General features: G+C 65.2%; 31 protein-coding genes. 11 read left to right on the top strand and 20 right to left on the bottom strand.

The window, feature by feature from the left end:
• Nucleotides 1–6 precede the first annotated feature (6 nt).
• From J2W36_RS09930 to J2W36_RS09890, 9 genes are all read right to left on the bottom strand, one after another.
• The gene (locus J2W36_RS09930) at nt 7–726 is read right to left on the bottom strand and encodes an ABC transporter ATP-binding protein (protein ID WP_307689555.1); all 720 of its coding nucleotides are present in this window, start codon (nt 724–726) and stop codon (nt 7–9) included.
• Nucleotides 719–1,516, bottom strand: a complete 798-nt coding sequence (locus J2W36_RS09925; RefSeq protein WP_307689554.1) for an ABC transporter ATP-binding protein — start codon at nt 1,514–1,516, stop codon at nt 719–721. Before J2W36_RS09925 ends, J2W36_RS09930 begins: the two co-directional genes overlap by 8 nt.
• The gene (locus tag J2W36_RS09920) at nt 1,513–2,400 is read right to left on the bottom strand and encodes a branched-chain amino acid ABC transporter permease (protein WP_307689553.1); all 888 of its coding nucleotides are present in this window, start codon (nt 2,398–2,400) and stop codon (nt 1,513–1,515) included. The genes J2W36_RS09925 and J2W36_RS09920 overlap by 4 nt, the downstream gene beginning before the upstream one ends.
• A 10-nt stretch (nt 2,401–2,410) precedes the next feature.
• The gene (locus J2W36_RS09915; RefSeq protein WP_307689552.1) at nt 2,411–3,286 is read right to left on the bottom strand and encodes a branched-chain amino acid ABC transporter permease; all 876 of its coding nucleotides are present in this window, start codon (nt 3,284–3,286) and stop codon (nt 2,411–2,413) included.
• A 22-nt stretch (nt 3,287–3,308) separates the two neighbouring features.
• Nucleotides 3,309–4,439 (bottom strand): ABC transporter substrate-binding protein, encoded by a 1,131-nt coding sequence (locus J2W36_RS09910; protein ID WP_307689551.1) that lies wholly within the window; start codon nt 4,437–4,439, stop codon nt 3,309–3,311.
• 28 nt (nt 4,440–4,467) lie between these two features.
• On the bottom strand, nt 4,468–5,238 hold the full coding sequence (locus tag J2W36_RS09905; RefSeq protein WP_307689550.1) for an SDR family NAD(P)-dependent oxidoreductase: 771 nt from the start codon (nt 5,236–5,238) through the stop codon (nt 4,468–4,470).
• Nucleotides 5,239–5,266: 28 nt separating this feature from the next.
• On the bottom strand, nt 5,267–5,962 hold the full coding sequence (locus tag J2W36_RS09900) for a dienelactone hydrolase family protein (protein ID WP_307689549.1): 696 nt from the start codon (nt 5,960–5,962) through the stop codon (nt 5,267–5,269).
• 38 nt (nt 5,963–6,000) lie between these two features.
• Nucleotides 6,001–6,780: a GntR family transcriptional regulator gene (locus J2W36_RS09895; protein WP_307689548.1), complete on the bottom strand. Its 780-nt coding sequence runs from the start codon at nt 6,778–6,780 to the stop codon at nt 6,001–6,003.
• Between the two features lie 143 nt (nt 6,781–6,923).
• A complete protein-coding gene (locus J2W36_RS09890) occupies nt 6,924–7,229 on the bottom strand; it encodes a hypothetical protein (protein ID WP_307689547.1) in 306 nt (101 codons plus the stop codon).
• 113 nt (nt 7,230–7,342) lie between these two features.
• On the opposite strand from J2W36_RS09890, the gene J2W36_RS09885 reads away from it, so the two are divergent.
• The 7 genes from J2W36_RS09885 (at nt 7,343) to J2W36_RS09855 (ending at nt 12,803) form a co-directional block, all read left to right on the top strand.
• A complete protein-coding gene (locus tag J2W36_RS09885) occupies nt 7,343–8,197 on the top strand; it encodes an ABC transporter ATP-binding protein (RefSeq protein WP_307689546.1) in 855 nt (284 codons plus the stop codon).
• Between the two features lie 2 nt (nt 8,198–8,199).
• Complete coding sequence (locus J2W36_RS09880) at nt 8,200–9,039, top strand: ABC transporter permease (protein WP_307689545.1); 840 nt, start codon at nt 8,200–8,202, stop codon at nt 9,037–9,039.
• A gap of 3 nt (nt 9,040–9,042) precedes the next feature.
• A complete protein-coding gene (locus J2W36_RS09875; RefSeq protein ID WP_307689544.1) occupies nt 9,043–9,846 on the top strand; it encodes an ABC transporter permease in 804 nt (267 codons plus the stop codon).
• Nucleotides 9,847–9,986: 140 nt separating this feature from the next.
• Nucleotides 9,987–10,574, top strand: a complete 588-nt coding sequence (locus tag J2W36_RS09870) for a hypothetical protein (protein ID WP_307689543.1) — start codon at nt 9,987–9,989, stop codon at nt 10,572–10,574.
• Nucleotides 10,575–10,662: 88 nt separating this feature from the next.
• On the top strand, nt 10,663–11,139 hold the full coding sequence (locus tag J2W36_RS09865; protein ID WP_307689542.1) for a hypothetical protein: 477 nt from the start codon (nt 10,663–10,665) through the stop codon (nt 11,137–11,139).
• 1 nt (nt 11,140) lies between these two features.
• Nucleotides 11,141–11,461 carry a hypothetical protein gene (locus J2W36_RS09860; RefSeq protein WP_307689541.1) on the top strand — a complete coding sequence of 107 codons (321 nt, stop codon included), beginning with the start codon at nt 11,141–11,143 and terminating at the stop codon, nt 11,459–11,461.
• 160 nt (nt 11,462–11,621) lie between these two features.
• On the top strand, nt 11,622–12,803 hold the full coding sequence (locus J2W36_RS09855; RefSeq protein WP_307689540.1) for a metallophosphoesterase: 1,182 nt from the start codon (nt 11,622–11,624) through the stop codon (nt 12,801–12,803).
• Nucleotides 12,804–12,807: 4 nt separating this feature from the next.
• On the opposite strand, the gene J2W36_RS09850 is transcribed toward J2W36_RS09855, so the two are convergent.
• The 3 genes from J2W36_RS09850 to J2W36_RS09840 all read right to left on the bottom strand — a co-directional run bounded on the left by J2W36_RS09850 (nt 12,808) and on the right by J2W36_RS09840 (nt 16,328).
• Nucleotides 12,808–13,302, bottom strand: coding sequence for a polyhydroxyalkanoate granule-associated phasin (locus tag J2W36_RS09850; RefSeq protein ID WP_307689539.1), 495 nt, complete (start codon nt 13,300–13,302; stop codon nt 12,808–12,810).
• Between the two features lie 102 nt (nt 13,303–13,404).
• Nucleotides 13,405–14,970: a UdgX family uracil-DNA binding protein gene (locus tag J2W36_RS09845; RefSeq protein ID WP_307689538.1), complete on the bottom strand. Its 1,566-nt coding sequence runs from the start codon at nt 14,968–14,970 to the stop codon at nt 13,405–13,407.
• A gap of 41 nt (nt 14,971–15,011) precedes the next feature.
• Nucleotides 15,012–16,328, bottom strand: coding sequence for a putative DNA modification/repair radical SAM protein (locus tag J2W36_RS09840; RefSeq protein ID WP_307689537.1), 1,317 nt, complete (start codon nt 16,326–16,328; stop codon nt 15,012–15,014).
• A 121-nt stretch (nt 16,329–16,449) separates the two neighbouring features.
• On the opposite strand from J2W36_RS09840, the gene J2W36_RS09835 reads away from it, so the two are divergent.
• Nucleotides 16,450–17,085 (top strand): Vat family streptogramin A O-acetyltransferase, encoded by a 636-nt coding sequence (locus J2W36_RS09835; RefSeq protein ID WP_307689536.1) that lies wholly within the window; start codon nt 16,450–16,452, stop codon nt 17,083–17,085.
• Nucleotides 17,086–17,315: 230 nt separating this feature from the next.
• Here J2W36_RS09835 and J2W36_RS09830 read toward each other — a convergent pair whose 3' ends face one another.
• Nucleotides 17,316–18,020 (bottom strand): TonB family protein, encoded by a 705-nt coding sequence (locus tag J2W36_RS09830; protein ID WP_307689535.1) that lies wholly within the window; start codon nt 18,018–18,020, stop codon nt 17,316–17,318.
• A 179-nt stretch (nt 18,021–18,199) separates the two neighbouring features.
• Here J2W36_RS09830 and J2W36_RS09825 point away from each other — a divergent pair, with 179 nt between their 5' ends.
• Nucleotides 18,200–18,520 carry a hypothetical protein gene (locus tag J2W36_RS09825; protein ID WP_307689534.1) on the top strand — a complete coding sequence of 107 codons (321 nt, stop codon included), beginning with the start codon at nt 18,200–18,202 and terminating at the stop codon, nt 18,518–18,520.
• Nucleotides 18,521–18,573: 53 nt separating this feature from the next.
• Here J2W36_RS09825 and J2W36_RS09820 read toward each other — a convergent pair whose 3' ends face one another.
• The 5 genes from J2W36_RS09820 to J2W36_RS09800 all read right to left on the bottom strand — a co-directional run bounded on the left by J2W36_RS09820 (nt 18,574) and on the right by J2W36_RS09800 (nt 20,957).
• The gene (locus J2W36_RS09820) at nt 18,574–18,834 is read right to left on the bottom strand and encodes a hypothetical protein (RefSeq protein ID WP_307689533.1); all 261 of its coding nucleotides are present in this window, start codon (nt 18,832–18,834) and stop codon (nt 18,574–18,576) included.
• A 178-nt stretch (nt 18,835–19,012) separates the two neighbouring features.
• Nucleotides 19,013–19,492, bottom strand: coding sequence for a GNAT family N-acetyltransferase (locus tag J2W36_RS09815; RefSeq protein ID WP_307689532.1), 480 nt, complete (start codon nt 19,490–19,492; stop codon nt 19,013–19,015).
• A 31-nt stretch (nt 19,493–19,523) separates the two neighbouring features.
• Nucleotides 19,524–19,784: a hypothetical protein gene (locus J2W36_RS09810; protein WP_307689531.1), complete on the bottom strand. Its 261-nt coding sequence runs from the start codon at nt 19,782–19,784 to the stop codon at nt 19,524–19,526.
• 184 nt (nt 19,785–19,968) lie between these two features.
• On the bottom strand, nt 19,969–20,511 hold the full coding sequence (locus J2W36_RS09805) for a hypothetical protein (RefSeq protein WP_307689530.1): 543 nt from the start codon (nt 20,509–20,511) through the stop codon (nt 19,969–19,971).
• 29 nt (nt 20,512–20,540) lie between these two features.
• Complete coding sequence (locus J2W36_RS09800) at nt 20,541–20,957, bottom strand: SMI1/KNR4 family protein (protein ID WP_307689529.1); 417 nt, start codon at nt 20,955–20,957, stop codon at nt 20,541–20,543.
• A 112-nt stretch (nt 20,958–21,069) separates the two neighbouring features.
• On the opposite strand from J2W36_RS09800, the gene J2W36_RS09795 reads away from it, so the two are divergent.
• Nucleotides 21,070–21,657, top strand: a complete 588-nt coding sequence (locus tag J2W36_RS09795) for an FAD-dependent oxidoreductase (protein ID WP_307689528.1) — start codon at nt 21,070–21,072, stop codon at nt 21,655–21,657.
• 157 nt (nt 21,658–21,814) lie between these two features.
• On the opposite strand, the gene J2W36_RS09790 is transcribed toward J2W36_RS09795, so the two are convergent.
• Nucleotides 21,815–22,210, bottom strand: coding sequence for a GNAT family N-acetyltransferase (locus J2W36_RS09790; protein WP_370869289.1), 396 nt, complete (start codon nt 22,208–22,210; stop codon nt 21,815–21,817).
• Nucleotides 22,211–22,403: 193 nt separating this feature from the next.
• On the opposite strand from J2W36_RS09790, the gene J2W36_RS09785 reads away from it, so the two are divergent.
• Nucleotides 22,404–23,042, top strand: a complete 639-nt coding sequence (locus J2W36_RS09785) for a tRNA-uridine aminocarboxypropyltransferase (protein ID WP_307689526.1) — start codon at nt 22,404–22,406, stop codon at nt 23,040–23,042.
• Between the two features lie 111 nt (nt 23,043–23,153).
• Here J2W36_RS09785 and J2W36_RS09780 read toward each other — a convergent pair whose 3' ends face one another.
• Nucleotides 23,154–24,584, bottom strand: coding sequence for a carotenoid oxygenase family protein (locus J2W36_RS09780; protein WP_307689525.1), 1,431 nt, complete (start codon nt 24,582–24,584; stop codon nt 23,154–23,156).
• Between the last annotated feature and the right edge of the window lie 18 nt (nt 24,585–24,602).

The raw sequence follows: 24,602 nt of genomic DNA, 5'->3' as shown, positions 1-24,602 counted from the left end.
CTTCAACTAGAGGCCGAGGAACATTCTCCGTATGTCCGGGTGTGCGAGCACGTCGCCCGCCGGGGCGGACAGCTTGTTGCGCCCCAGTTCCATGACCACGCCGTAGTCGCAGCATTCCAGGGCCTGCCGGGCGTTCTGCTCGACCATCAGTACCGACAGGCCCGAAGCCGTCAGCTCTCGGATCGTGTCGAAGACCATGCCCATCGCCTGCGGCGACAGGCCCAGCGACGGCTCGTCGAGCAGCAGAAGCCTGGGCTTGGCCAGCAGCACCATGGCCATCTCCATGATCTGCTGCTCGCCGCCGCTGAGGTTGCCGGCCAGGGTGTTCCAGCGCTCCTTGAGCCGCGGGAACCGGTCGGTCATCTGCTGCAGCTCAACCTCCAGATCGGCGGCCGATAGCTTGCGGGTGAAGGCGCCGAGCTTGAGGTTCTCGGCAACCGATAGCAGCGGGAAGTTGCATCGGCCCTGCGGCACCAGCCCGATCCCGCCTTTGAGCCGGGCCAGCGAATCAAGGGCAGTGACATCACGGTCTTCGAACAGGATCGAACCGCTGCGACTGCGCACGATGCCAGCCACGGCCTTGAGCAGCGTCGACTTGCCCGCGCCGTTGGCGCCGATGATCGTGGTCCACGATCCGGCCGGCACCGTCATGTCGACGCCGTGGAGAATGGTCAGGTCGCCGTAGCCGCCGACAAGTTGGTCGATACGAAGCACGGGTTCAGTCAAGTGGTGCTCCCTGTTCGCCCGTCACCGGGTCGCGACGGCCCAGATAGGCTTCGATCACGCGTTCGTCACGTGCCACTTCCTCGGGTGTTCCCTGCACCAGCAGGCGACCCTGCTCGAGCACATAGATCCGCTGCGCGATCTCGAACATCAGCTTGAGGTTGTGCTCGACGATGAGCAGCGCGATGCCGCGCCGGTTGACCTGCAGCAGTGCCTCCTTGAGGCCCTCGACCAGCGTCGGATTGACGCCCGCCATCGGCTCGTCGAGCAGCAACAGCTTCGGTTCGTTCATGAGGGCCATGCCGAGTTCAAGCAGCTTCTTCTGGCCGTATGAAAGGCTGCCGGCCAGCGCACCGGCGAGCCGGGTGAGCTGAATCTCTTCGAGCATGGCGTCGGCCCGTTCCATCATCTGCCGCTCGTGCGCGCGCACCGCCGGCGTGCGCAGCAGCTCGCTCAGGTACGAGAAGCCGGGTGCTGCCTGTGCGGCCGTCAGCAGGTTCTGCCGCAGCGTGAGTTCCGGGAACACGCGCAGTTGCTGGAAGGTTCGGCGCAGGCCCATGCGTGCGATACGCTGAGGTGGTAGCCCCGCCAGATCCTGACCATCGAGCATCACGGAGCCCGCATCTCGCGCCTGGAAGCCGCAGATGCAGTCGAACAACGTGGACTTGCCCGACCCGTTGGGCCCGATCAAGCCGGTGATGCTGCCGGCCGGCAGCTCGATCGAGACACCGTCGAGCGCGACCACCCCGCGGTAGGCCTTGCAGATGCCGCTCGCCTTCAACACCGGGTTCATTTGCCAGCCCCCGCGCCGCTCGCCGCAGGCCGGCCGAACCAGCGCGCCATGCCTTGCGGCATGAACAGCACGATCAGCAGCAGCAAGGTGCCGTAGAGCAGGGACTTCATTTCCGGCGCCATGCGCAGGACTTCCGGCAAAGCCGTGAAGATGACCGCGCCCACCACCGGGCCCCACAACGTCCCCGAGCCGCCGAGGATCACCATCACCAGCAGCGATTCGGAGATCGAGAAGCCGAAGATGCCTGGATCGATGAAGGTCAGGTAATGCGCATAGCAGGCGCCCGCGAGCCCGGCAAAAGCACCCGAGCACGCGAAGGCGAACAGGCGCATCTTGAGCACGTCGATGCCGGCGGCGATGGCCAGCGGCTCGTTGTCCCGCACTGCGATCATGGCGCGACCCAGCCGGGAAGAGACGATCGACCAGGTCGCGGCGATCGCGAGCAGCGACAGCACCACCATGAAGACCAGCCAGGCCGTCTTGCTGCCCAGCGTGAAGCCGAACAGCCGCGCCGCCGGGATGTCGGCGATGCCGAGCGAGCCGCGCGTGAGGTCGATCCAGTTGCTGGCGACCAGTTGCAGCAACAACGTCGCCGACAGCGTGACGATCACGAAGGAATGGCGCGACAGGCGCAGCGACGGAATGCCGAGCGCCACGCCCGATGCCGCGCCGATGACCGTAGCGCAGGCGAAGGTCAGCGTGGTGTCCCAGCCGAGCCTCATGCTGAGCAAGGCGGACGCATAGGCACCCATGCCGAACAGCGCCGGCGTGGCCAGAGAGAGCAGTCCGGAATAGCCCAGCATGATGTTGAGCGACTGGACCAGCAACACGAAGATGCCGGTCATGATGCCGATGTGCAGCAGGTAGGGAGAGATCATGTCCATGTCGGCTCCTTCACACACGCACCGACTTGCCGAACAGGCCCTGCGGGCGCAGCAGCAACATGAGAATCATCAGCACGAAGCCGATGCCGTCGCGGTAGGCTGCGCCCAGCACGCCGCCCGCCATGCTTTCGGCCACGCCGAGCAGCAGGCCGGCCAGCATCGCGCCCGAGATGTTGCCCATGCCGCCGATGATGACGACCGCGAAGCTCTTGAACACCACGTCGGAACCCATATTCGGGTACAGGTCGAACATGGGCGCCATCGCGCCGGCGGCCAGGGCGCACAGCGCGGCACCCGCCGCTGCGGTGATGCGCGTGATGCGGCGCACGTCGATGCCGACCATCAGGCAGGCATCCTTGCTCTGCGCCATCGCACGCATCGCGCGGCCCGTCTCGGTGCGACGCAGGAAGGTGGTGAGCAAGGCCAGAGCCAGCACCGCGACGACCGCAATGAACATGCGCTGCCCGAACAACAGCACACCGCCGAGATCGAGCGTCAGGCCTTCGAGCGGCGAGTCGATGTGCAGCGGCGTAGCGCCGAACACCAGCCGCACCAGGTTCTGCAGGATGATCGACACGGCGAAGGTCGCGAGGATCACCGACTCGAACGGTCGGTTCAGCGTTGGCAGGAACACCACCTCCGCCAGCAGCAGGCCGAGACCCGCCATCAGCACAACCATCAGCGGATAGGCCACGCCGTAGGGCAGGCCGGCGCGCTGGCCGAGGAACCATAGCGCGAAGGCGCCCACCATGTAGACCTCGCCGTGGGCGAAGTTCACCTGTTCGAGGATGCCGAAGACCAGGGCCAGCCCGACGGCGGCCAGGCCGTAGCCCAACCCCACGCTGACCCCGTTGGCCAGCAACTGCAGCAGCAGCGACGCGTCCATGTGCTCGGGACTCCCGGTGCGCTCAGCGGGCCGAGACCAGGTCCTTGACCGCCAGCTTGCCCTGCTCGACCTTCATGAACATCAGGTTGTTGCGCGACTGGTTGTGGTCGTCGAAGGCGATCGTGCCGAGGATGCCCTTGTATTGCGTCTTGACCAAGGCGTCGCGCACCGCCGCCGATTCGGTTGTGCCGGCGCGCTGGATGGCATCGGCCGCGACCATGATGCTTTCGTAGATACCGTAGGCGACGTAATGGGGGCCCTGCTTGTTCTTCTCGGCGAAGGGCTTGGTGAAGGCGTCGTTCGCCGGCGAGCTGAACTGGTCGTAGTAGGGGTACACCGTCCACGAACCGTCGAACTTGCCCGTGGCGAGCATGTCCTTGACCAGCGGCGCGACCAGCGGCGGGCGCGCGACCAGCGGCATGGTCAGGCCAAACTGGGTGTACTGCTTCATGAAGTTGAAGCCCTGCTGGTCGAGCACGTAGACCGCCAGCGCCTCGGGCTTGCTCGAGCGGAACTTCGTGAGCATCGGCATGAAGTCGGTCTCGGTGTTCTTCACGTAGTCTTCCGAGACGACCTTGGTGTCAGCGCCCAGGCGCTCCTTCACCAGCTTGATTGCGCTGCGGCCGTAGTCGGTGTCTTCGGCGAGGAAGGCGATGGTCTTCGTCTTGGCCAACTGCGTGCCGATCACGCCGGCCAGCATGCGGTCGTCGGGCACGGTGCGGAACACCCACTTGTTGCCGCCGATGCCGGCTTTCTCGGTGATCTCCGGGAGGGTCGAGATCGACACGATCATCGGCTTTCCCGCCTTCTCGGCCAGCGGCATCACGGCCATCGTCGCGCCCGAGCACAGGTCGCCGAGCAACACGTCGACCTTGTCCTGCGACACCAGCTTCTCCGCGGCGGACACCGCGTCGGCCGGCCGACACTGGCTGTCTTGCATGATGAAAGACACCTTGCGGCCGAGTACGCCGCCGCGCTTGTTGATGTCTTCGATCGCCTGCTCGGCGCCCCATTTCATCTGTTGGCCGAGAAAGGACGCCGGCCCTGTGATCGGGCCTGGAAAGCCAATCTTGATCTCCTGGGCCAGGGCGGGTGCACCGATCGCGGCGAGCAGGGTCGCCGTGACTGCACAGAGCAGGTCGAACTTTCGCATGTCAGTGTCTTTCAGAGGGTTGCAGAAATCAGTTGGCGAGGTAGCCGCCATCGACCGGTAGCGTGGCGCCGGTGATATAGCTGGCGAGATCGGAGGCAAGGAACTGGATCGCGTTGACCACGTCAGACGGTTGCCCCGCGCGCCTCAGTGGTACGCGCTCCAGGAAGCGGGACGATGCGGCACCGTCGGCGCGCGTCACGGCCGTCATCGCGGTCTCGATGCTGCCCGGCGCGACCGCGTTCACACGAATGCCCATGGGCGCGAGTTCCAGCGCAAGCGCCTGCGTGAGTTGCTTGAGGCCGCCCTTCGAAGCGGTGTAGGCAGCCGAGTTTTCGACCGCCACACAGGCATGGATCGATGCGACGTTCACGATGCAGCCCGGCCCGGCCTGCAGCAGCGGCAGAAAGGCCCGGCTCGCATAGAAGGCGCCGGAAAGATTCACATCAAGCGTGCGCCGCCACTGCGCAGGCGCATCAGGCCCCGTGAAGCTGCCGCGCAGCAGCACGCCCGCGTTGTTGACCAGCACGTCGCAGCGACCGAAGGTGCGCGTCACCTCGTCAGCCGCGGCCTGCATCGCCTGCTCGTCCGCCACGCTGTGGCAAAGCGCCAGCGCCATGCCGCCCTGCGCGCGGATGTCCGCCGAGGTCGCGGCGAGCCCGTCGGCGTCGATGTCGATCAACGCCACCCGCGCACCACACGACGCGAATGCCATCGCCGTGGCGCGGCCGATGCCAGCGGCTGCACCGGTGACCACAGCGACACCGCGGTCGAAGTCCGGAACTTGTGATTGGATGCCCATCGTGGTTTCGGATCGCAACGGCAATGCCTCAGGCGACGTGCTTTGCCATGAACGCGAGAGAGCGTCTCTCGGCCAGCGTGGCCGCCGCCGCGACGAAACCATCGCCGTCCTTGCGGGCAAAGGCATGGTCGCAGCCTTCGTAGACGTGGGCTTCGAACTGGGACAGGGCGTCGACGCGCGCCAGAATTTGCGCACGCACCGGCGGCGGCACGAAGTGGTCGAGCTCGGCGATGTGCAGCAGCGATGGCGGCGTTGCTTCGGTTGCCAACGGCAGCACTTCGTCCAGGCCGACGCCGTAGTAGCTGACCGCGCAGCGGAACGGGTGCACCATCGCTGCCTGCACCGACAGCCGGCCGCCCAGGCAATAGCCGAGCACCGCGATGCGGTCGTGGCCGAGCATCGACGACAGCCAGTTGCGCGTGGCGCCGATGTCTTCGATTGCCAGCGCCGGGTCCATGCCCTGCATCAGCGCGATCGCCTTGTCGAAGTCGCCGGGCGTCTGGGGTTCCAGCACCACATTGGGCTGCTGGCGCCAAAACAGGTCGGGGCAAACCACGTGGTAGCCGAGCGCAGACCAGTCGCGCACGGCTTCGGTCATCGCATGGTTGATGCCGAAGATCTCCTGCACGAGCACGATGGCAGGGGAACTGATGTCGGCGACTGCGCTGTAGAGGGCCTCGAACTGGCGATCGTCGCCGGAAGGGATCTGGACGGTGGTGCTCATGGGGAAATTTCAGTGGGGAGACAAGGAGAGGCGGAAGTTCAGGTGCTGCTTTGCGCCGTGAACTCCATGGAATAGAGCGCGGGGTTGTGGATCGAACGCACGAACTCGACGAGCCGGCCATCCTCGCTGTAGAGCCAGGCCTGGACCTCCAGCACCGGCGTGCCTTCGGGCAGCTTCAGCACGGGCGCGGCAATGGCAGGCAGCGCGATCGCCGTAACTTTTTGCCGAAGTCGAGAGACACGAAGTCCGTAGGCCTGCTCAATGAGCTCGTAGATCGAATCGTTTTCCGAGGCCAGCAGTGGACGGATGCCGGACAGCGGGCCGCTCACGTAGACGCGCGTCCAGGTCGAGACCTCTGGGTTCCGTGGCAGATGACGTGCGCCGGTGATCTGCAGCCAGAAGCCGGTGGTGCTGCTCTCGCCTACCAGGCCGGGCTCGTCCGGTTCGGCAACATCGAGCACTTCGTCGATGCGCATCACCGTATCACCGGCGAAGCCAAGGGTGTCTCCGAGCCCGTTCATGCGCTGGACATACCCTTTCACCGGCTGGCTGCGCAGCACGCGGGTCCCAATCTTGCGTGCACGCTCAACCATGCCCCACTCGGCAAGAAGTTCAAGCGCATCGCGAACCGAACCGCGGCTGACCTGAAGCAATTCCGCCAATTCGACCTCGGTTGGCATCACGGCGCCGACAGCGTAGCGACCCCGCTGGATGTCGAGCGCGAGATCATCGGCAAGCCTGCGATACAGCGGCACCTTGGCGAGAGTCTCGTGCGTCTGCGAGACGAGCTGCAGATTTGAACTGGACTTATTTTTCAAGTTCGGACCTAATATTTAAGTCCGAATCATATCGACGCCTGTGCTACTGGCAAGCTTTTTGTGCGTCGGCTTCGCGCTGGAGGAAGAAGGAAGACATCGAGCTTGCAGCAGGCCAGGCTTGACTGGACGACCGCATGACGCAGTCAGGGTGTCGATGCTTTGCTGGAAAGAGCGACAGCGCTGCCGTCACCCTTCGCAGCCTCCACCCTCTGCGCCACCCACGCCTGAAACGCACGCTCCGCCTGCATCCGGAGCTCGTTGCGCATCTGGTTGCACGCGCCATGCGCCAGCCGCCGGTGCGTCTGCTTGCGCACGCTTCCCAGCGTGGCATCGTTGAGGTGCTCGATGGTCGCCGACTCCGGCCGGCCGGCGGGTTCGTCGAAATCCATGGGCAGGCCGCACCAGTGGCAGTGGGGGCCGAAGGTCGATCGCAGGGCTTTGACGCTCATGGTGTGCAGGAGGGTTGGCAAAGGCCCCGATCATCCGCCAACCGCCAGTCGCTAGAATCCGCCCCCCGCCAACTGTTTGCCCGACTCCCCGCGTGCGACGGGACCTTCGCACCATGCCGCCTCACATCCTTGTCGACCGCCTGGTCAAGACATACCGCATCTCCGAGCGCGATCCTGGCGTGCTGGGGGCGATCCGCGGTGTGCTGCAGCGCCGGCACCGCACGGTGGAGGCGCTGTCGGGCGTGTCTTTCTCGCTGGGGCGCGGCGAGCTGCTGGGCTTCATCGGGCCGAACGGCGCGGGCAAGTCGACCACCATCAAGATCCTCGCGGGCATCCTGCGGCCCGACGGCGGGCGGGTGGAGGTCGACGGGCGCGATCCGTTCGCCGACCGCCAGCGGCATGTGGGCCGCATCGGCGTGGTGTTCGGGCAGCGCACGCAGCTGTGGTGGGACCTGCCGGTGGGCGATGGCTTCGACCTGCTGCGCGACATCTACCGGGTCGACCCGGTGCGTTACCGGCGCACCCGCGACGAGCTGGTCACGCTGCTGCGGCTCGACGCCGTGCTCGACCAGCCGGTGCGCCAGCTGTCGCTGGGCCAGCGCATGCGCGCGGAGATCGCGGCGGCGCTGCTGCACGAGCCGGATCTGCTGTTCCTGGACGAGCCGACCATCGGCCTGGACGCGCCGTCCAAGCTCGCGGTGCGCGACTTCGTGCGCCGCGCCAACCGCGAGCGCGGCACCACGGTGCTGCTGACCACGCACGACATGCACGACATCGAGGCGCTGGCCGAGCGGGTGATCGTGATCGGCCATGGCCGCGTGCTGGCCGACTGCCCGGTCGACGCGCTGCGCGCGCGTGTGGCGGCCGACCGGGGCACGGGCGCCCCTGTCGCGCCGTCGGGAGAAGACCCGACCATCGAGGAAGTCATCACGCGCTTCTACGCCATGCACGGCGCGGGCGAAGCCTGACGATGACCGCGCACGAACTGCTACGCCCCTACCGCGCGGCCTTCGCCTCGCGCTTCCTGCAGATGCTGCAGTACCGTTCGGCCGCGCTCGCCGGCTTCGGCACGCAGTGCTGGTGGGGTGGCATCAAGGTGATGGTGCTCGCCGCGTTCTACGGCAGCGCCTCGACGGCGGCCGGCCTGCCGATGTCGCTGACCGAAGCGATCACCTACACCTGGCTCGCGCAGGGCCTGCTGGCGATGCTGCCCTGGGTCGGCGATCCCGAGGTGGCGCAGGCCGTACGCACCGGCTCGGTGGCGTACGACCGGCTGCGGCCGGTGGACGCGTACGCCCTCTGGTACGTGCGCACCACGGGCTGGATCGCCGCACGCGTGCTGCCACGCCTGGCACTGATGGCCGCCTTCGCCGGTGTCGCACTGCCGATGCTGGGCGCGTCCGCATGGGCGTGGCAGCCGCCAGCCAACGCCGTGGCGGCGCTGGCCTTTGCGCTGTCGGCGGTACTGGCCCTGCTTCTGTCGGGTGCCCTGGTGATGCTGCTCAACGTCGCCAACGTGGCGGCGCTCAACGAGCGCGGCATCAATGCACTGGCCCTGCCGGTGGTGGTCGTGTTCTCGGGCAACCTGCTGCCGCTCTCGCTTCTTCCAGATGGCTGGCAGACGCTGTTGCAGTTGCAGCCGCTGGCCGGGCTGCTCGACATTCCGGTGCGGCTCTACTTCGGCCACCTGACGGGTGCGGCGGCATTCGGCGGGCTGGCGCTGCAGGCCGGTTGGACCGTCGTACTGGTGCTGCTGGGGCGCACCGCGATGCAGCGCACGTTGCGCCACCTGGAAGTGCAGGGCGGCTGACCCATGCATTCGCTCGCACTCTTCACCCGCCTGGTGGCCGCGTCGCTGCGCGGGCAGGCGCGTTATCCGGGCTCGGCGATCATGCTCACGCTCGGCCAGTTCCTTGCGACCGGCATCGAGCTGGTGGCCGTCTGGGCGCTGTTCGATCGCTTCGGCAGCGTGCAGGGCTGGACACTGGGCGAGGTGGCGCTCTTCTACGGTCTGGTCAACATGATGTTCGCGGTGGCCGATGCGCTGGGTCGCGGCTTCGACGTGCTGGGCACCGACTTCCTGCGCACCGGCAGTTTCGACCGGCTGCTGCTGCGTCCACGGCCACTGGCCCTGCAGTTGATGGCCCACGATGTGCGCCTGAGCCGTCTGGGTCGCCTGCTGCAGGGTGCGGCGGTGCTCGCTTATGCGACGGTGCAGGGCGGCATCGCCTGGACGCCGGCCACCGTGGCGCTGGCGCTCTTTGCCATGGCGGGCGGGGTGGCGCTGTTCCTGGGCATCCTGGTGCTGCAGGGCACGCTGTCGTTCTGGACGGTCGAGAGCCTGGAGATCGCCAACGTGCTGACCTATGGCGGCGTGCAGGCCGCGCAGTACCCGCTGGCGCTGTACGCGCAGTGGTTTCGCCGCGCCCTGACCTTCGCCGTGCCGCTGGCCTGCGTCGCCTACTACCCCGGCCTGGCGATCCTGGGGCATGCCGATCCGCTGGGCGCACCGGCCTGGGTCGGCTGGGTGTCACCGCTGGCGGGCTTCGCCTTCCTGGCGGCTGCCTTCGGCGCCTGGCGCGTGGGCGTGCGGCACTACGCGTCGACCGGCAGCTGAGCTGCGCCCGCCCTGTCACGAAGGCGCCATGCATGCGCCATACGCTGTGGGTACTGGCGTAAACGCCATACCTTGCCCGACTCTTGCTAAGCAGAATGCATCGGCTCCCTTTTGCACTTCTTCGAAGCAGGAATCCAGCAATGAAATCTTTCCGGTTGTCCCGCCCCCTGGCGGCCCTGGCGTTCGGCGGCATGGTATTCCTGGGTGCCCTGGAACCCGCGCAGGCGGTGTCGAACCCGCCGATCCGCATGGTCGACGGCATCGAGGTCATGTGCGGCGGCCACAACAAGGCCGAGATGGCGTTCATGGAAATGGTGGCACCGCGCTGGGCCGCCACGCTGGAATTCGCCGTCAGCCGCGGGGCGCGCGGCGCCTTTCCGTCGGACGTGCGGGTGTCGGTACGCGACAAGTACACCGGTCGGCCGGTTCTGGCCACCGTGGCCGATGGCCCCATGCTGGTCGCGCGGCTCGACCCGGGCACCTACGACGTCGAGGCCACGGTCAGCGGCCTGACGATCACGCACACGATCACGGTGTTCGATGGTGCGGCCACCCGGACCGTGTTCCAGTGGCCATCGAATTTCGATTTCATCGCTGCGGCGGCAGCCGAAGGCGCCACCCTGCAGGCGGCCGGTCGACCTGCCACGACCGCCACGGCACTCAAGACCGTCGGCGTGGCGGCCGTGCGCGGACGCCAGGCGGCAGCCACCGGCGTCGACGCCGACTGACCGTGCGCACCGGCCTTTAAGTTCCGCCTAAGCACGGCGCCGCACAGTGCCCTCGTGGAATTCACACCCACGTTAAAGGATGCACATCATGGCGATTTGGCACACAGTGCGGCCCCTGGTGGCCGCGATGGTTTTCGGCGCAGGACTGGTGGGCGCGCTGTCGGCACAGGCGGTCACCAACCCGCCCATCCACATGGCCCACGGCATTGAGTACATGAGCGGCGGCATCGGCAGCGACGAGGCCAGGTTCATGGAAACGATTTCGCCTCGCTGGCCCGCCACCCTCGAATTTGCCACGCAGGACCACAAAAGCGCCGATTTCGCCGCCGACGTACGCGTGACGGTGCGCAACGCGAATGGCCAGGCGGTGCTCGACCACGTCCTTGCCGGCGGACCGTTCCTCGTGGCGCGCCTGGAACCGGGCACCTACGAGGTGGAGGCCGTGCTCGCCGGCCAGACGCTCAAGCAGCCGCTGACCGTGCACGCGGGCACCGGCACACGCTCGGTCTTCCTCTGGCCCGCCCACACCGACATGGCGGCCTCCAACGCCAGAGCGCCGTTGTAGCGTGCCACCGGCGCTGCGCGATGCGGCGGTGGGCCGGGGCCTGTCCGCGCACATCCTGCCGACCTCGGCCACGATGATCGGCGTGTGCATGACGGTGCTGTCGATCGGGCATCTGCGCCAGGGCGGCCCTTCGCGCATGGTCCTGGACAAGCTGCTGGCGGTCGATGCGCTCGTGTTCCTGGCCAGCGCGGTGCTGTCGTTCGTGTCGATGCGCTCGCGCTACCACGGGCCCCGGCACGAAACCTGGGCCGAAGTGGTGTTCCTCATGGGCCTCGCGATCCTGGCGATCGGCGCCATGACGCTGGCTTTCACGATTGCATGAGTGGACGGCCGCAAGGCCAGACAGAGGCCGCAGGCCGAAATCACCGGCCTGGCATGGGGCTTGAATGCAGAAGAAATGCCTCGCATTTGCAGTGGCACCCTGTGCTGACGCACGGGCACTGCGGCATCGTTTCTTCCCTGTCACCCGTTCCAAGGCCCTGATGCCTCTGCTTCCGCTCACTGTCGTCACCACCCTCCTGCACTTCTACATCGCGATCCGGCTGGTGCCGGCGATGGGTGGGCTCGCCGCCGTACCCGCACTGGCGCTGCTACTGGCGCTCGCCATCTCTGCCGTGAGCATGCCGCTGCCCTTCATCGGCCTTCGCTCCAAGGCCACGCCGCTGGCCGATGGCTGGAAGTGGCTGGGCCTGGTCAGCATGGGCTGGTTCTCATCGATGTTTGTGCTCACCCTCGTGCGCGATGGCGGAATGCTTGCCACCTGGCTCGCCAGCCTGGCGTTCCCCTTTCAGATCGACACGGTGCAGGCACAGCGCTGGAGTGCGCTGGCCGTGCCGGTGCTGGCCACCGCAACCTCGCTCATCGGCTTCTTCAATGCGCGGCGCACCGCGGCAGTGGTGCGCGTGGACGTGCCGATGCCGGACTTGCCCTGGGCGCTGCACGGCTTCACGATTGCCCAGCTGAGCGACATTCACGTCGGCCCGACCATCAAGCGCGGCTACATCCAGCGCATCGTGGATGCCGTCAACGCACTGGAAGCAGACGTGATCGCGATCACGGGCGACCTGGTGGACGGCTCGGTGGCCGAGTTGCGCGACCACATCGCGCCGCTGTCGGGGCTGCGCGCGCGCCACGGCACTTTCGTCGTCACCGGCAACCATGAGTACTACGCAGGTGCGCCGGCCTGGATCGACGAGTTGCGCCGGCTCGGCCTGCGCGTGCTGCTCAACGAACACGTTCTGCTCAAGACCCGCGAAAGCCGCGGCGCCCAGACCGACGAGGAGCACGACGGCAACCTGCTGGTGCTCGCGGGTGTGACGGACTACACCGCCGGGCATTTCGACGCCGCGCAGGCCAGCGATCCGCAGGCGGCCCTTGCGGGTGCGCCGGTCGCGGCGACCACGCGGGTGCTGCTCGCGCACCAGCCGCGCAGTGCGCCGGCAGCGGCCCAGGCGGGGTTTCAGCTCCAGCTGTCAGGCCACACCCACGGGGGTCAGTTCTTCCCGTGGAATCTGTTCGTGCCGCTGCAGCAGCCTTTCGTAGCAGGGCTCAACAAGCTGGGCGACATGTGGATCTACACGAGCCGCGGCACCGGCTACTGGGGGCCGCCCAAGCGCTTTGGTGCGCCCTCGGAAATCACGCTGCTGCGTCTGGTGCGCAGCTGAGGACTCAGGCTTCGTATTGCGCCAGCCGCCGTGCGTTGGCCGTTGCCTTGGCATGAATCGGCTTGAGGCCACGCTGCACGACACGGGCGCTGGCACTCGTCAGGTGCGTGGCATTGGCCGCGGCCTGCCGTGACACGTTCATCAGCTGGTGGCTGTGCGCGGCAGCCTGCGCCGGCGTGAGGCTGGTCGCCAGCCCGACCCACGCCGCCGCCCCTCCGAACCACTGCCGGACCGACCGATGGAACAGCGACGCCGTGGTGTTCTGCAGTTGTGCCGCGATGGCAGCACTCGATTCGCTGGCCGCCTCCATCTTTTCCTGGCTCATCAGCTGGAACTCCGCCAGATCCGCGGCGTTCGGCGCCAGGCCGGCCAGCGCCATGCGCTCGGTGCGCATCTGAATCACCGAGCCCGAGGACAGCAGCATTTCCTGCGTCTTGAGCGCAACGTCGACCCACAGAAGCAGGGGATTGAAGTAGCGCGAAGAAAAGGTGGTGGTCATGGCAGCCATGGAGTAAGGGCAGAGAGTGAACTATAGGCTTCATGGCCTTTTTATGCTGCACTGCAGCATGATGAGCGCTGCTGTCCTACTGCATTGGTGCCATCAAATGCCAATTACTGCCGTTGATTGCCGAATATCGTTGCCGGAAACCGTCACGAATTCGCTGGCCAACGCCAGATCCTTGAGCCACGCGGCGTAGGCGGCCTCATGGTCGGCCGGGTCGGCGCGCAGCAGTGCCGACGGGTGCAGCGTCACCAGCACCTGTTCGCCTCCCACGCCGGTGTGCCACCGGCCGCGTTCCCGCATCACCGCCACCGGACGCCCGAGCAATGCGCGCGCCGCCGTGGCGCCCAGCGCGACCACGGCGCGTGGCTGCACCTGCGCCAGTTCATGCTCCAGCCACTGCAGGCATGCGGCAGCCTCCTGCTGCGAGGGCGTCTTGTGGATGCGGCGCTGCCCGCGCAACTCGTACTTGAAATGCTTGACCGCATTGGTGACGTAGATCTCGGCGCGCGGCCAGCCCAGTTCCGCAATGCCCCGCTCGAACAGCTGGCCGGCCGGCCCGACGAAAGGCCGCCCGCGCAGGTCTTCCTGGTCACCGGGCTGCTCGCCCACCACCATGAGCGCGGCGCGCACAGGCCCCTCGCCGAACACCGACTGGGTCGCGTGCGCACCGATGGGGCAGGCTCGGCAGCGGTTGCTCGCCAACCGCAATTGCGCGAGCGCCTGGGTCGGGTCGGAGGACAGCGCAGGCACGGGCACGACCTCGGCCGTCCGCGCCAGATGGGGCACGGCGGCAATGCGGCGCGCAGGCCGGGTGGCGGGTGCATCGATCATCTGGCCGCTGCGTGCGAGGGCCTGCGCTGCCAGGGGATCGATGAGTTCGGCTTCGGGCAGATTGCGCCAGTAGCGCCGAGGCATCTCCTTTTGCATCATCGCCAGCTTGAGGCGTGCCGGGTTGAAGATGTGCCGGTAATACGTGAGCCACAGCTGCTCGCCCGCATCGGCAGGCGGCAGGTCCTGGCGGCGCGCGCCCGGCCCCAACTGCAGCGCGCCCTGCGCGTCGTCCGGACGCCACTGCATCGAGCGTTCCGGGGTGAGGATGGCCCAGCGCATCTGCGTGAAGCGGCGTACGAAGAAGGGCGCCACCGCCTCGACGATGTGGTGATCGGGTTCGAACCAGGCCACGTGCAGTGGCGCTTCGCCCTCGGCCTGCTCGACGGTGCGAAAGCGCACGAAGGCTTTCATCTTGTGCATGTCGCGCCGTACGGCCTGCGCCATGTGCTGGGCACGCACGCGATCGGCGTCGAGCGGGTCGTGGCGCAGGCCGGGCTCTTGCACCATGCGCCAGAGTAGGCGGTAGAGCAGACCGAAGCGGTCGGGGTCGTGGTGCAGGATCACCGTTTCGCACAGGCGCAGGAAAGAGGCAGGCACCACGGCCGAGTTCGACGAAGCGGCCACGCGCGCAGTGGCCCGTGGCAGATCGGGTGCGAGCGCGGCCGCCTCGTCCTCGCTGGACGCGCTGGCAAAGAGGTCTTCGGCGGCGCTGGCGCGCGTGTGCCAGCTCACCTCGTCGGGGGGCACCTGGCGGGCGAGCAACGCACGCGCTTCGCGCCGGAAGCCCAGCCAGTCGGTGTCGCCGTCGATGGTAATGGAGTGCGCGGACATGCAGACATCTTCAGCGGTGGCGCGCTCCGGCGTGTAGGCGCTCAGGTTGAAAAAAGAGAGGCCTGCACTGGCGCGGGTTTGAACTGCGCGGCCAGGTTGACGGCATCGAGACCGCGGCCGGGCCGGTGGTCGGCCAGCTGCACGAAGGCCAACACCTTGCGCAGCGGCACATGCAGGCGCGTGAGGTCGTCGCTGCGCAGGCGGCGAACGCGGCGCGCGACCAGCAGGCGCTCCACCGCCTTGACGCCCAGCCCAGGCACCCGCAACAGCATTTCACGCGGCGCAACGTTCAGGTCGACCGGAAAGCGGTCACGGTGCGCAAGCGCCCAGGCCAGCTTGGGATCGACGTCGAGCGCGAGCATGCCGCCCGACGGTGTGGCACCCTGCGCGCCGCCGGCCGCGCCGGGCACCGTGGGTGGCACGATCTCGTCATGCGTGAAGCCGTAGAAGCGCATCAGCCAGTCGGCCTGGTAGAGCCGGTGCTCGCGCACCAGTGGTGCGGCCTGCAGCGGCAGCGCCGACGAGGCATCGGGGATCGGGCTGAAGGCCGAGTAGTACACGCGCCGCAACCGGTAGGCACTGTAGAGATTGGCGCTGGTCGACAGGATGGTGCGGTCGTCGGTGGCGTCGGCGCCCACGATCATCTGCGTGCTCTGGCCCGCTGGCGAAAAGCGCGGCGCCACGGCCCGGCGCGGGCCGCCCTGCGGCATCGAGACGACCTTGTTCGCCGCGGCATCGCGCGCCTCGCCCTTGGCGTCGTCGATGTGCACGCGCAGCCGCGCCATCGAACGGCGGATGGCAGCGCCGTCTTTCTCGGGCGCCAGGGCGGCCAGGCCCTGCACGGTCGGCAGCTCGATGTTGATGCTCAGCCGGTCGGCGTAGCGGCCCGCCTTTTCCAGCAGCTCCGCCGACGCGTCGGGGATGGTCTTGAGGTGGATGTAGCCGCGAAAGTCGTGGTCTTCCCGCAGCACGCGCGCCACCTCGACCACCTGCTCCATGGTGTAGTCGGGGTTCTGGATGATGCCGCTGGAAAGAAACAGGCCCTCGATGCAGTTGCGGCGATAGAAATCGAGCGTGAGTTGCACCACCTCATCGACAGTGAAGCGCGCACGCGGCACGTTGCTGGTGACGCGGTTGACGCAGTAGAGGCAGTCGTACTGGCAGAAATTGGTCAGCAGGATCTTCAGCAGCGAGATGCAGCGGCCGTCCGGCGCATAGCTGTGGCAGATGCCCGAGCCTTCGGTCGAGCCGATGCCGCGCCCGCCGACCGAGTTGCGCTTGCTGGTGCCGCTGGACGCGCAGGAGGCGTCGTACTTGGCGGCGTCGGCCAGAATGGCGAGCTTGCTTTGAATGTTCACTGGATGAATATACAGTTATTCCGCCAGTGGGGTTGTTTGAACTTGCACGCTCGTTCGCTTGCCCGCCCGCTTGCACCGCAGAGGGCATCGGCAAAATCGAGGCTTCTCCAGGAGCGAACACATGAACGGACCCGACCCCACGAATCCGCATCCCATGGACGGATTCCCGCAGGTGTGTTTCATCAAGAACACGGTGCGAAACCCGAACATCGTTGTTGGCGACTACAGCTATTACGATGACCCGGAAGACTCCGAGAACTTCGAGCGGAATGTTCTCTACCATTTCCCGTTCATCGGTGACAAGCTCATCATCGGGAAGTTCTGCGCCTTTGCCCGCGGCACCAAGTTCATCATGAACGGCGCCAACCACAGGCTGTCCGGTATATCGACCTATCCCTTTCAGATTTTCGGAAACGGATGGGAGAAGGTGGCGCCCTCGCCAGGCGACTTACCTTACAAGGGCGACACGGTCGTCGGCAACGATGTCTGGATGGGCTATGACGTCCTCGTCATGCCCGGTGTCCATATCGGAAACGGCGCCATCGTCTCGTCGCGCTCCGTGGTTGTTCAGGATGTGCCCGCGTACACGGTTGTCGGCGGCAACCCTGCCAAGCCCATCAAGGAGCGTTTTCCGGCTGAGATCGTGGAGACCTTGCAGGCCATCGCGTGGTGGGATTGGCCTATAGAAAAAATTACCGAGAATTTAAGCGCCATTGTTTCAGGCGACGTCGCGGCCTTGCAATCTGCGTCATTTTAGGTGTGGCGATTTGAATGATCCAAGGCTGGTAGTATCGCTGATGCAACGGCCTATTTTGGAAAGTGGTAACTTCTGCTTTGGGGCCAAAGCGGCTGTACGGCCCGCCCCGAAGCCGACATTCAAACGCTGACACTGCCTCGGCCGAATTCTGCCGCACGGGCGACCGTCCCGGTTTGGGCCGAATGCATAGCGTCGCGTTGCTCCGTCCTACAGCCTGCAATAGCCTCGCGTCACCTCTTTGACCTCATGACCAGTACGAGGGTTGCCGGCAATTTTCCGTTAGCGTCGAGCGGTAGTGACTCTGTTTTGTCTACTGCGGCCAGCGCCGCCCGGTCCCAACTGGACGTGCCGCTGGTCTTCGTGAGCGTTCGTTCAACGATTCTGCCGTCAGGGCTAAGTCTCAAGGTGACTTCTGCACCCGGATTGCCCGTGACTTCCTCGAAATAGTGGACGTTCTTGCGAACCGCCTGCGCAACTTTAGTGCCGTAGTCCATTTGAAATGCACCGGTTGGTGCAACTGGTCCGCCCGCACCGCGGAGCACAAAGTTTATGGGCGTGGTGACCCACATTGCCTGTGGGACGCCGTCGACCTTTCCGGGCTGATAGCTCAAGCAGGTTGCCGACTCGAGTGCCGCCTTGTCCAGCAGTGGAAATCCGCTCGACTTGCCCACCTCGGCCTCCGACACCCTTCCACTCACATCGACAAACACCTTCAGGACAACTCGGCCCTCCTGGCTGTACCGCTTTGCTTCGGCCGGATATCGCGGCATGCACGAGGACGCATCCTGTACTGCTTGAGGCAGTTCAGCAAGCGTAGCAGGCGCGGCGACGCAACCACCTAGGACGAATGCCACGATTGGCCCTATCACCGACGCCCTCGAAAATTCTTCGCCATGCGGCCTTTTAGCGCCAGGCTTTAAGTCATTTATTTTCATCTCAGAATCCGCTCCATTCCTCAATATTCTGTGCTGGCTGATTGTTCAATGGTGCAATCGAAATGCTTCGCCGGTCGTAGCTCTCCTTCAGTGGAAGCGACGTGGGAAGGCGCGGTTTTGGCCGGATGGTGCCGGTGGCATGCCGCTTTCCGGGACGACACGGCTCGTTGGAATCATAGATGGACGAATGGCTTGAAAGACAAGCACCGCTCGACGCAGCGGTAGCGAATGCCCTCATTGCGGCGACCCCGGAATGGTGGAAGGTAGCCAGCCCTGTCGCCGACCGGGGACAGGAAGACTCGCAGGAGCGGATGACCATCGTCATCACGTCGCCTGACGGGCAGCCGGAGCCTGTTAGCCCTACCGAGGAAATCTATGTGAGCCTCTACGCGCTCAACGACTTTTTCCGTGAGCGTGGGACCATCTGGCGCTCCGCGTCGTACTCCGTCAGCCAGGAAGAACACGGGGACTGGAAGTACTCGGTGCAGTTCACCTACTAGAAGCTGGAGGTCGACGTAGAACGTCTGGTCCTGGCCGAGTGCGGGCACTGCTTCTACGGATTCGACATCGGCTCGGCACCAGCTTCGTGGACGAACAGGCATCCGATGAATTCGCCGTCCTCAACCGTTTGGCAGCACAGAAACGTTTCGCCTTGTGGTCCGATGATGCGCTGCCACCGCGCCGGCTTTCGCAACGACTTGGCGAGGTTGCTCGCAAGCTCCCCCGTAGAGGCCGCTAGGCGCATCCAAGAATCGCCTCGTCCAGCAATCACTCCGGCTCGCGCAGCGTAGATGCGAACCAGTGCGTCGGTCACCTCGACGTCCTCCCCAATCGGCTCTACGGGCCACCCCGCGAGTAGCGCAGCGCCGGCTGCCTCGGCCTCAACGAGGCCGGAGTTCGAAAGAGTTTGATTTTCGACAGGCATAGAAACTGGGCGTGCGTCGTGAATGTCTGGTGTTGGCCGCATTCTGCCTTCGGAGCTGCCCGCGCAGCTAGCCTCCAGGCCTGAGCTCTTTTCGCATGGGTTGGCCCTCTATACCAAAGACCAGTACCGGGGGACCTTCAGCCACGAATCCATGGCGGAGGTAAAACGCTCTCGCTGTGCGGGTGCTCTCGAGACGCAGTGCCACGACACCCACCCAAGCCGCGTGGTCTTCGAGGGCTGCAAGAAGCGCCTTGCCCGCCCCCTTGAAACGCACGGAAGGCGCGACGTAGCAGAGCGTCACCTCGCCGGTTTTCAAGGCAGACCCGAAGCCGATCGTTTCCTCGTCAACCCTGGCGACAACCGAAAACGCATTGGGCTCGAGTATGAACCTGCGCACGAACTCAGGCGTTTTGTTGCGCAACCATCCTTCGAGCACCTTGGCATCGCCGCGGTGGTCGTCTGCACAGCATTCGAGGATTGAGCTCCGAATGACGCTGCAAGCATCAGGCGCATCTTCTTCCGTCGCGGGTCGGACTTGGATTTTCATCGGCGTATTAGATGTCGACTCTTGGCCGCCATCAGCCCTTTCGCAGCGGCTCCCACGGAATCTTGAGCTGGTCATTCGCAAGCCTGAGTATGCGCAATGCCTCGTCTCCAATACGCCGTGGGTAGCCGTTTGGCTCGTCTGTGGCCAGCATGGCCGCGCGGTCGCTCAATATTCCGTCAATCATCCCGTCCATCAAGCCAGGCTGCTGTTGCTCAAGGCGCTGAAGGAGCATGTGAAGAATGAAAAGACCCGCATCTCTGCGAGCATCTTCGGTTTGCGCAGGTGCATCCATGGTCGGAAATCCGCTTGAAATTGAATAGCGCCTGAATTCTGCCGCAGGCCAGCGCTCTCAGCCGGGAATTGTTGCCGTAAGTCCGGTTGTGGCCGAGTCCCGCCATCTTAGCTAGCACCGCGTTGGGCCCATAGCAAACGCCGGTGCAAGCTAGCTATCGGCGTCGCCGGCACACACTTTTTCATTACTGCCGGACCTCGTAGTAAGAGCCACCTTCAACCGCACCAGTTTCAAGTACAACCGTGAACGAATGCCACGAGTCGTCGAACATCCACGCTTCACCTGTCAATTTATTTACATGAATAGACAGGTTACGGAAGCCATCCCAAGAAACGCGGCGGGAGCGCCAAATGACGCCTCCAGCCCTCCGATGAAGTTCAAAGCCTATGGAACTGCAAAGCAGTAGAGCTTCACCGTTCAGAATCTCTACAACAGACTCAATGTCGCCGCCAAACTCAGCAATCAGTTCACCGGACTCCACGTTGACTCTATAGCCTCGGCCACCGGCGAACACGTTTGCCTCAAGCGACTCGGTGTCGGCATAGATGGCCGAGAATTTCGTCATCCCAGGCTGAAAATTGCCTATCCAACACCAGCTTTCAGCTGAGCCGAATTCCACGACCAAACCCTCGCTATGCATGCCCAATCCTGTTGCGCTGAATTGGCGCGGAGGGGGACCTACTCCAGGCAGTCCGGGAAGAATTCTGGGAGTAATCGAATAATCCATGAGATGCCTATGTCCGCTTTTGGCCGTCTTCAGGCTTCGGTCACATCGGCCGGAAGGACCCACGTGCTGAGCCAATGTTCGAAGTCCTGGGCGACTAAGCTCGCACTTTTAGTGTTGAGCTGGAAGCACACGACTGCCATCTCGCCCGACGAATCGGCCGATGACAAATCGAGGCAGTGCGGGGCGTCGCCGTCCGGCTGGATGACCAGGAGCGTGGGAGGTAGCGCGAAGTCATCCCGCGCCCGGATGGTCTCGCCGTACGTCGAGCCACCCGAAAGGTCCATGGCGTTTCCGCCGATGATGCCGGTGACCTCGATGCCGCCGAGGTTCAGTGCGCCAGTCAGGGCCAGGAACCGTCGATAGCTCGGCGGCAGCCGGACTCCAAGCGAGCATTCGAGCGCTTGAATTTGCGCTTCATCCGCGCCGTCGGCTGTCTGTCCAAGCATCCGTCCCGGCCACCGTCGCAGTTTGGAGCCTCTCAAGCACAGTTTTCATGGTTCCCTCGAATGTCTGGTTCTGGCCGCATCCTGCCACACAGCGGCTTGCCAGCAAGAGAGTGTGGAGGCAGCGCGACTCGTGTTGGCCATCGGCGCGCGGGATGAGTTGCCGGCCGTTGAGGATTTGGCCAAGCGCTGGGGCCGCAGCATCTTCCATTGGCCCTGTTGCCATGGGTACGAACTGAAGCCCGGACCCATCGGCATCATTGCGGCGTCGGAGATCGCCCACCACCACGCAATGATGCTGCCAGACTGGGGAGCACCCACGTTGTTCCTCAACGGTGCCTACCGCCCGACCGACGACGACATCGTCGCTTTTGCGCGTCGCGGCACGACAGTGGAGGCGACGAGCATTGTTCGCGTCGAGGGCGTCGCCGATGTGGTGCTCACAGACGACCGCACGCTGTCGATGAACGGGCTCTTTACTCAGCCGCGCACGCACATCGCGAGCCCCATCGCAGCCCAACTGGGGTGCACGCTGGTGCAGGGCCCCATGGGTGTGTTCATCCAGTTGGGTGCCATGCAGCAGACTTACGTGCCGAACGTCTTTGCCTGCGGCGATGCCGCGCGTGCGGCTGGCAGCGTTGCCATGACGGTCGCGGATGCCGCTATGGCCTGGGTCGCCGCGCACCGGTCGACCATGTTTTAGGTCCAGGAGGCCCTCGCGCGCGAGTCGGGAAATCCGCCAAGCGACCGTGAGGGAATCCGTTCTTGCAGAGAGTCGCCCGTCGTCTATAAGCTGAACTTGAGGGGCTGCTTCTGGCCGCACGCACCCCTCTAGGGTCCGATTTCCCTCGACACCCCGGTCATCGTCGCGGGCGCTCCATGGCAGTCGACGAGGCGCGGAAGCCCAGCTTTGCGAAGAATTCAGCAGCACCCGTTCTTCCAGCCCGGAGCACCCAGGTGATGTCCGGTTCAGACCCAATGAGCCCCTCGACAAGTGCCTGCCCAATGCCCCGTCGTCGATGCTGCTCGGCGACGACGACCATGGACACGTACCCGTTGGAGATTCCGTCGGTTATCGCTCGCGCGAAGCCAACGATTTCGTCGTCTGCTAACGCAACCACCGCACGCTGCGACGCTGAAATCAGTCGACCGAGGTCTTCTACATCACCGATCCGATGGGCCCACCCGTTTGTCACTAGCAGGTGATGGACCGCGTCGAAATCAGAATTGGAAATGCTGCGAACCTGCACGCTCATTCCTCCCGAAGTTCATGCGTTTGTGCTGGGGAATGGAAAGGTCCGCTTTTGGCGGCCTAGCCTGTCGCTTCATGGCCGCAGAGGGCCCACGGCGGTCTTCCGACATTGTCCCAAGCCGCCGGTTGTCGCGCCAAAGCGAAGAGACATCCCCTTTCACGCATTGTCTAGCCAGGCGCGCTGAATAAAATCCAGCATGTCCGCCGCTGTAGTCCCACGCCCCCAGTGCACCACGTGCCTGCGCCCGCTCAGCGCCTGCATTTGCCGCTGGGTCGCGCCCACCGCCCACGCGGTGGAGGTACTCGTGCTGCAGCACCCGCTGGAGGTACACCAGGCCAAAGGCAGTGCCCGCCTGCTGCACCTCAGCTTGGCGCACTGCCGCTTGGTGGTGGGTGAGTCATTCGCCGTGCCAGTGTGGCCGGCGGACGGCAAGCACACGCTGCTGCTGTACCCGGACAGTCTGCAAGATACCGCCCCGGACCTGCGGGTCCAACCCCCGCGACCGCCCGAGTGGCCGCAAGCCAAGTCGTGCCTGCGTCTGGTCGTGCTGGACGGCACCTGGCGCAAAAGCCGAAAGATGCTCTACCAAAGCCCGCCACTGCAACAGTTGCCTCGCTTGGCCCTGCACAACCTGCCACCTTCGCACTACCGTATCCGCAAAGCCCATGGGCCCGACCAACTGTCCACGCTGGAGGCGACCTGCTACGCCTTGTGCCAACTGGAAGGCGATGCGGCGCGGTTCCAGCCCTTGTTGAATGCCTTCGACGGGTTTGTAGCGTACTTGGCGCAGGCGGGCGGGCAGCGAAACGCGCAGACTGACACGTCCTGCCTTTGACCAAGGGTTGCGGGGTTCATGTAAGTGACCCGCTGAATGGCTGGTTTGGGCCGCGTTGTGCCCGCTGCCTTACGCTTCTGTTGCGGTCATGGTCGCTGTTTCTTCAAAGGGTCACATGCGCGCAGGTCGCCAAGTTCCGTGGAAGCCGAACGGTACGCGATGCGGCAAACGCGCGACCGCGACGGGTCCCGCCGCCAGGTCCATTGCATCGAATACCAGCAGGTCGCTGCGCCGGTCCTGTTGACGCCAGGCCACGGCAAGCAGCCAGCCGTCGCCCTCGGCTGCGTCGGTGGCGCGCGGCACGAACACCGGTTCCGACACCACGTCCCCATGCGGCAGCGTGTGCATGCTGCGCTCGCCGGTATCGAAATCGAAACGGGCCAGGCTGTCGTAGAGCACGCTTTCCGAGTCATCCCTTGCGCGCGCCGTCGCATGGCAGGTGTAGAAGCCATAGCGGTTTCGTCGCCCCGTGTAGCGCTCGTCGATGCGTGGAAACTCCGCCGCCAAGTCGTCGAGGTACTCGCGCCTGAATCCCGTGTCCGTGCCGCTCAAGTCGAAAGTCCAGCGGCACAGGCGTGCGGCCATGGCGTTGGGGTCACCCGGATGGCCTTCGGCATCGGGCAGGCCGGGCGCCGTTTCGGACTGCATCACATAGGCCACCACCGTGCCGCCGTCGTCCCAGGCATTCATCACATGGAACACGTGGCAGGCGTCGGTTTCGAACCAGCGCAATGTGTCCGTCGCGCCATCGCGCCGCATCACGCTAACGTGGGTTCGCAAGCCGGCATCCCAGGCCAAAAGGGGCTTGCCGCGCATCGCGCGTTCTATACTGAGCGTCAGCGGCGTGACGGGAAAGAGCACATGCCCGCGCGTCACCATGAAGTCGTGCGCCATGCTGGCATACGGCGCTTTGAACGACTCGAGCCTCGTGACCTCGCAGTGTTTGTCCATCACGCCATAGAGCATGGTCGACGAGCAGGGACCGTCGGGCGAGTACGCAAAGAAGTGCAGTTCGCCGCTCTCGGGGTCGACCTTTGGGTGCGCGGTGCAACGCGAGGTCATGCGGTCGCCGAAGCTCTGGTGCCCCTTGGAAGCCAGCGTGTAGGCATCGAGCTCAAAGGGTTGATGCGACTCCTCGAGCGCGAACAGCCGTTCGCCGTGCCACAGCATGCTGGTGTTGGCGGTGCCACCGTTTCGGCCATGCGCCAGCGGGTCGCTGGTGGCGGGGTTGCCGAAGGTGCCGAAGAGCGCGCGCCCGGCTTCATGTTCGAGCTGCCATTTCGGCGTGCGTGCCCAACGGTTGCTGTACGACACACTGCCCTTGTCGATGTGGAAGGCATGCACCATGCCGTCGCCGGAAAACCAATGGTAGTTGTTGTCGCACGGTGCGTATTGCGGGCTCGGGCCGACACGGTACAGGCTGCCCGACAGCCCGGGGGGTAGCGTGCCTTCGATGTGGAGCGCCGCGATGTCGTGCTCCTCGGTGAGGGGCGCGTAGTTGCCGGTGAAGAAGTGAGGGTGGTTCTGTGGTTCTGCGTTCACGTGGAGCCTTTCGGATTC

It is taken from the genome of Variovorax ginsengisoli, from assembly GCF_030811835.1.
Classification (GTDB): Bacteria; Pseudomonadota; Gammaproteobacteria; order Burkholderiales; family Burkholderiaceae_C; genus Variovorax; species Variovorax ginsengisoli_C.
Note: the sequence above shows the minus strand (reverse complement) of the source record. Positions and strands in the feature narration are given on the sequence as shown.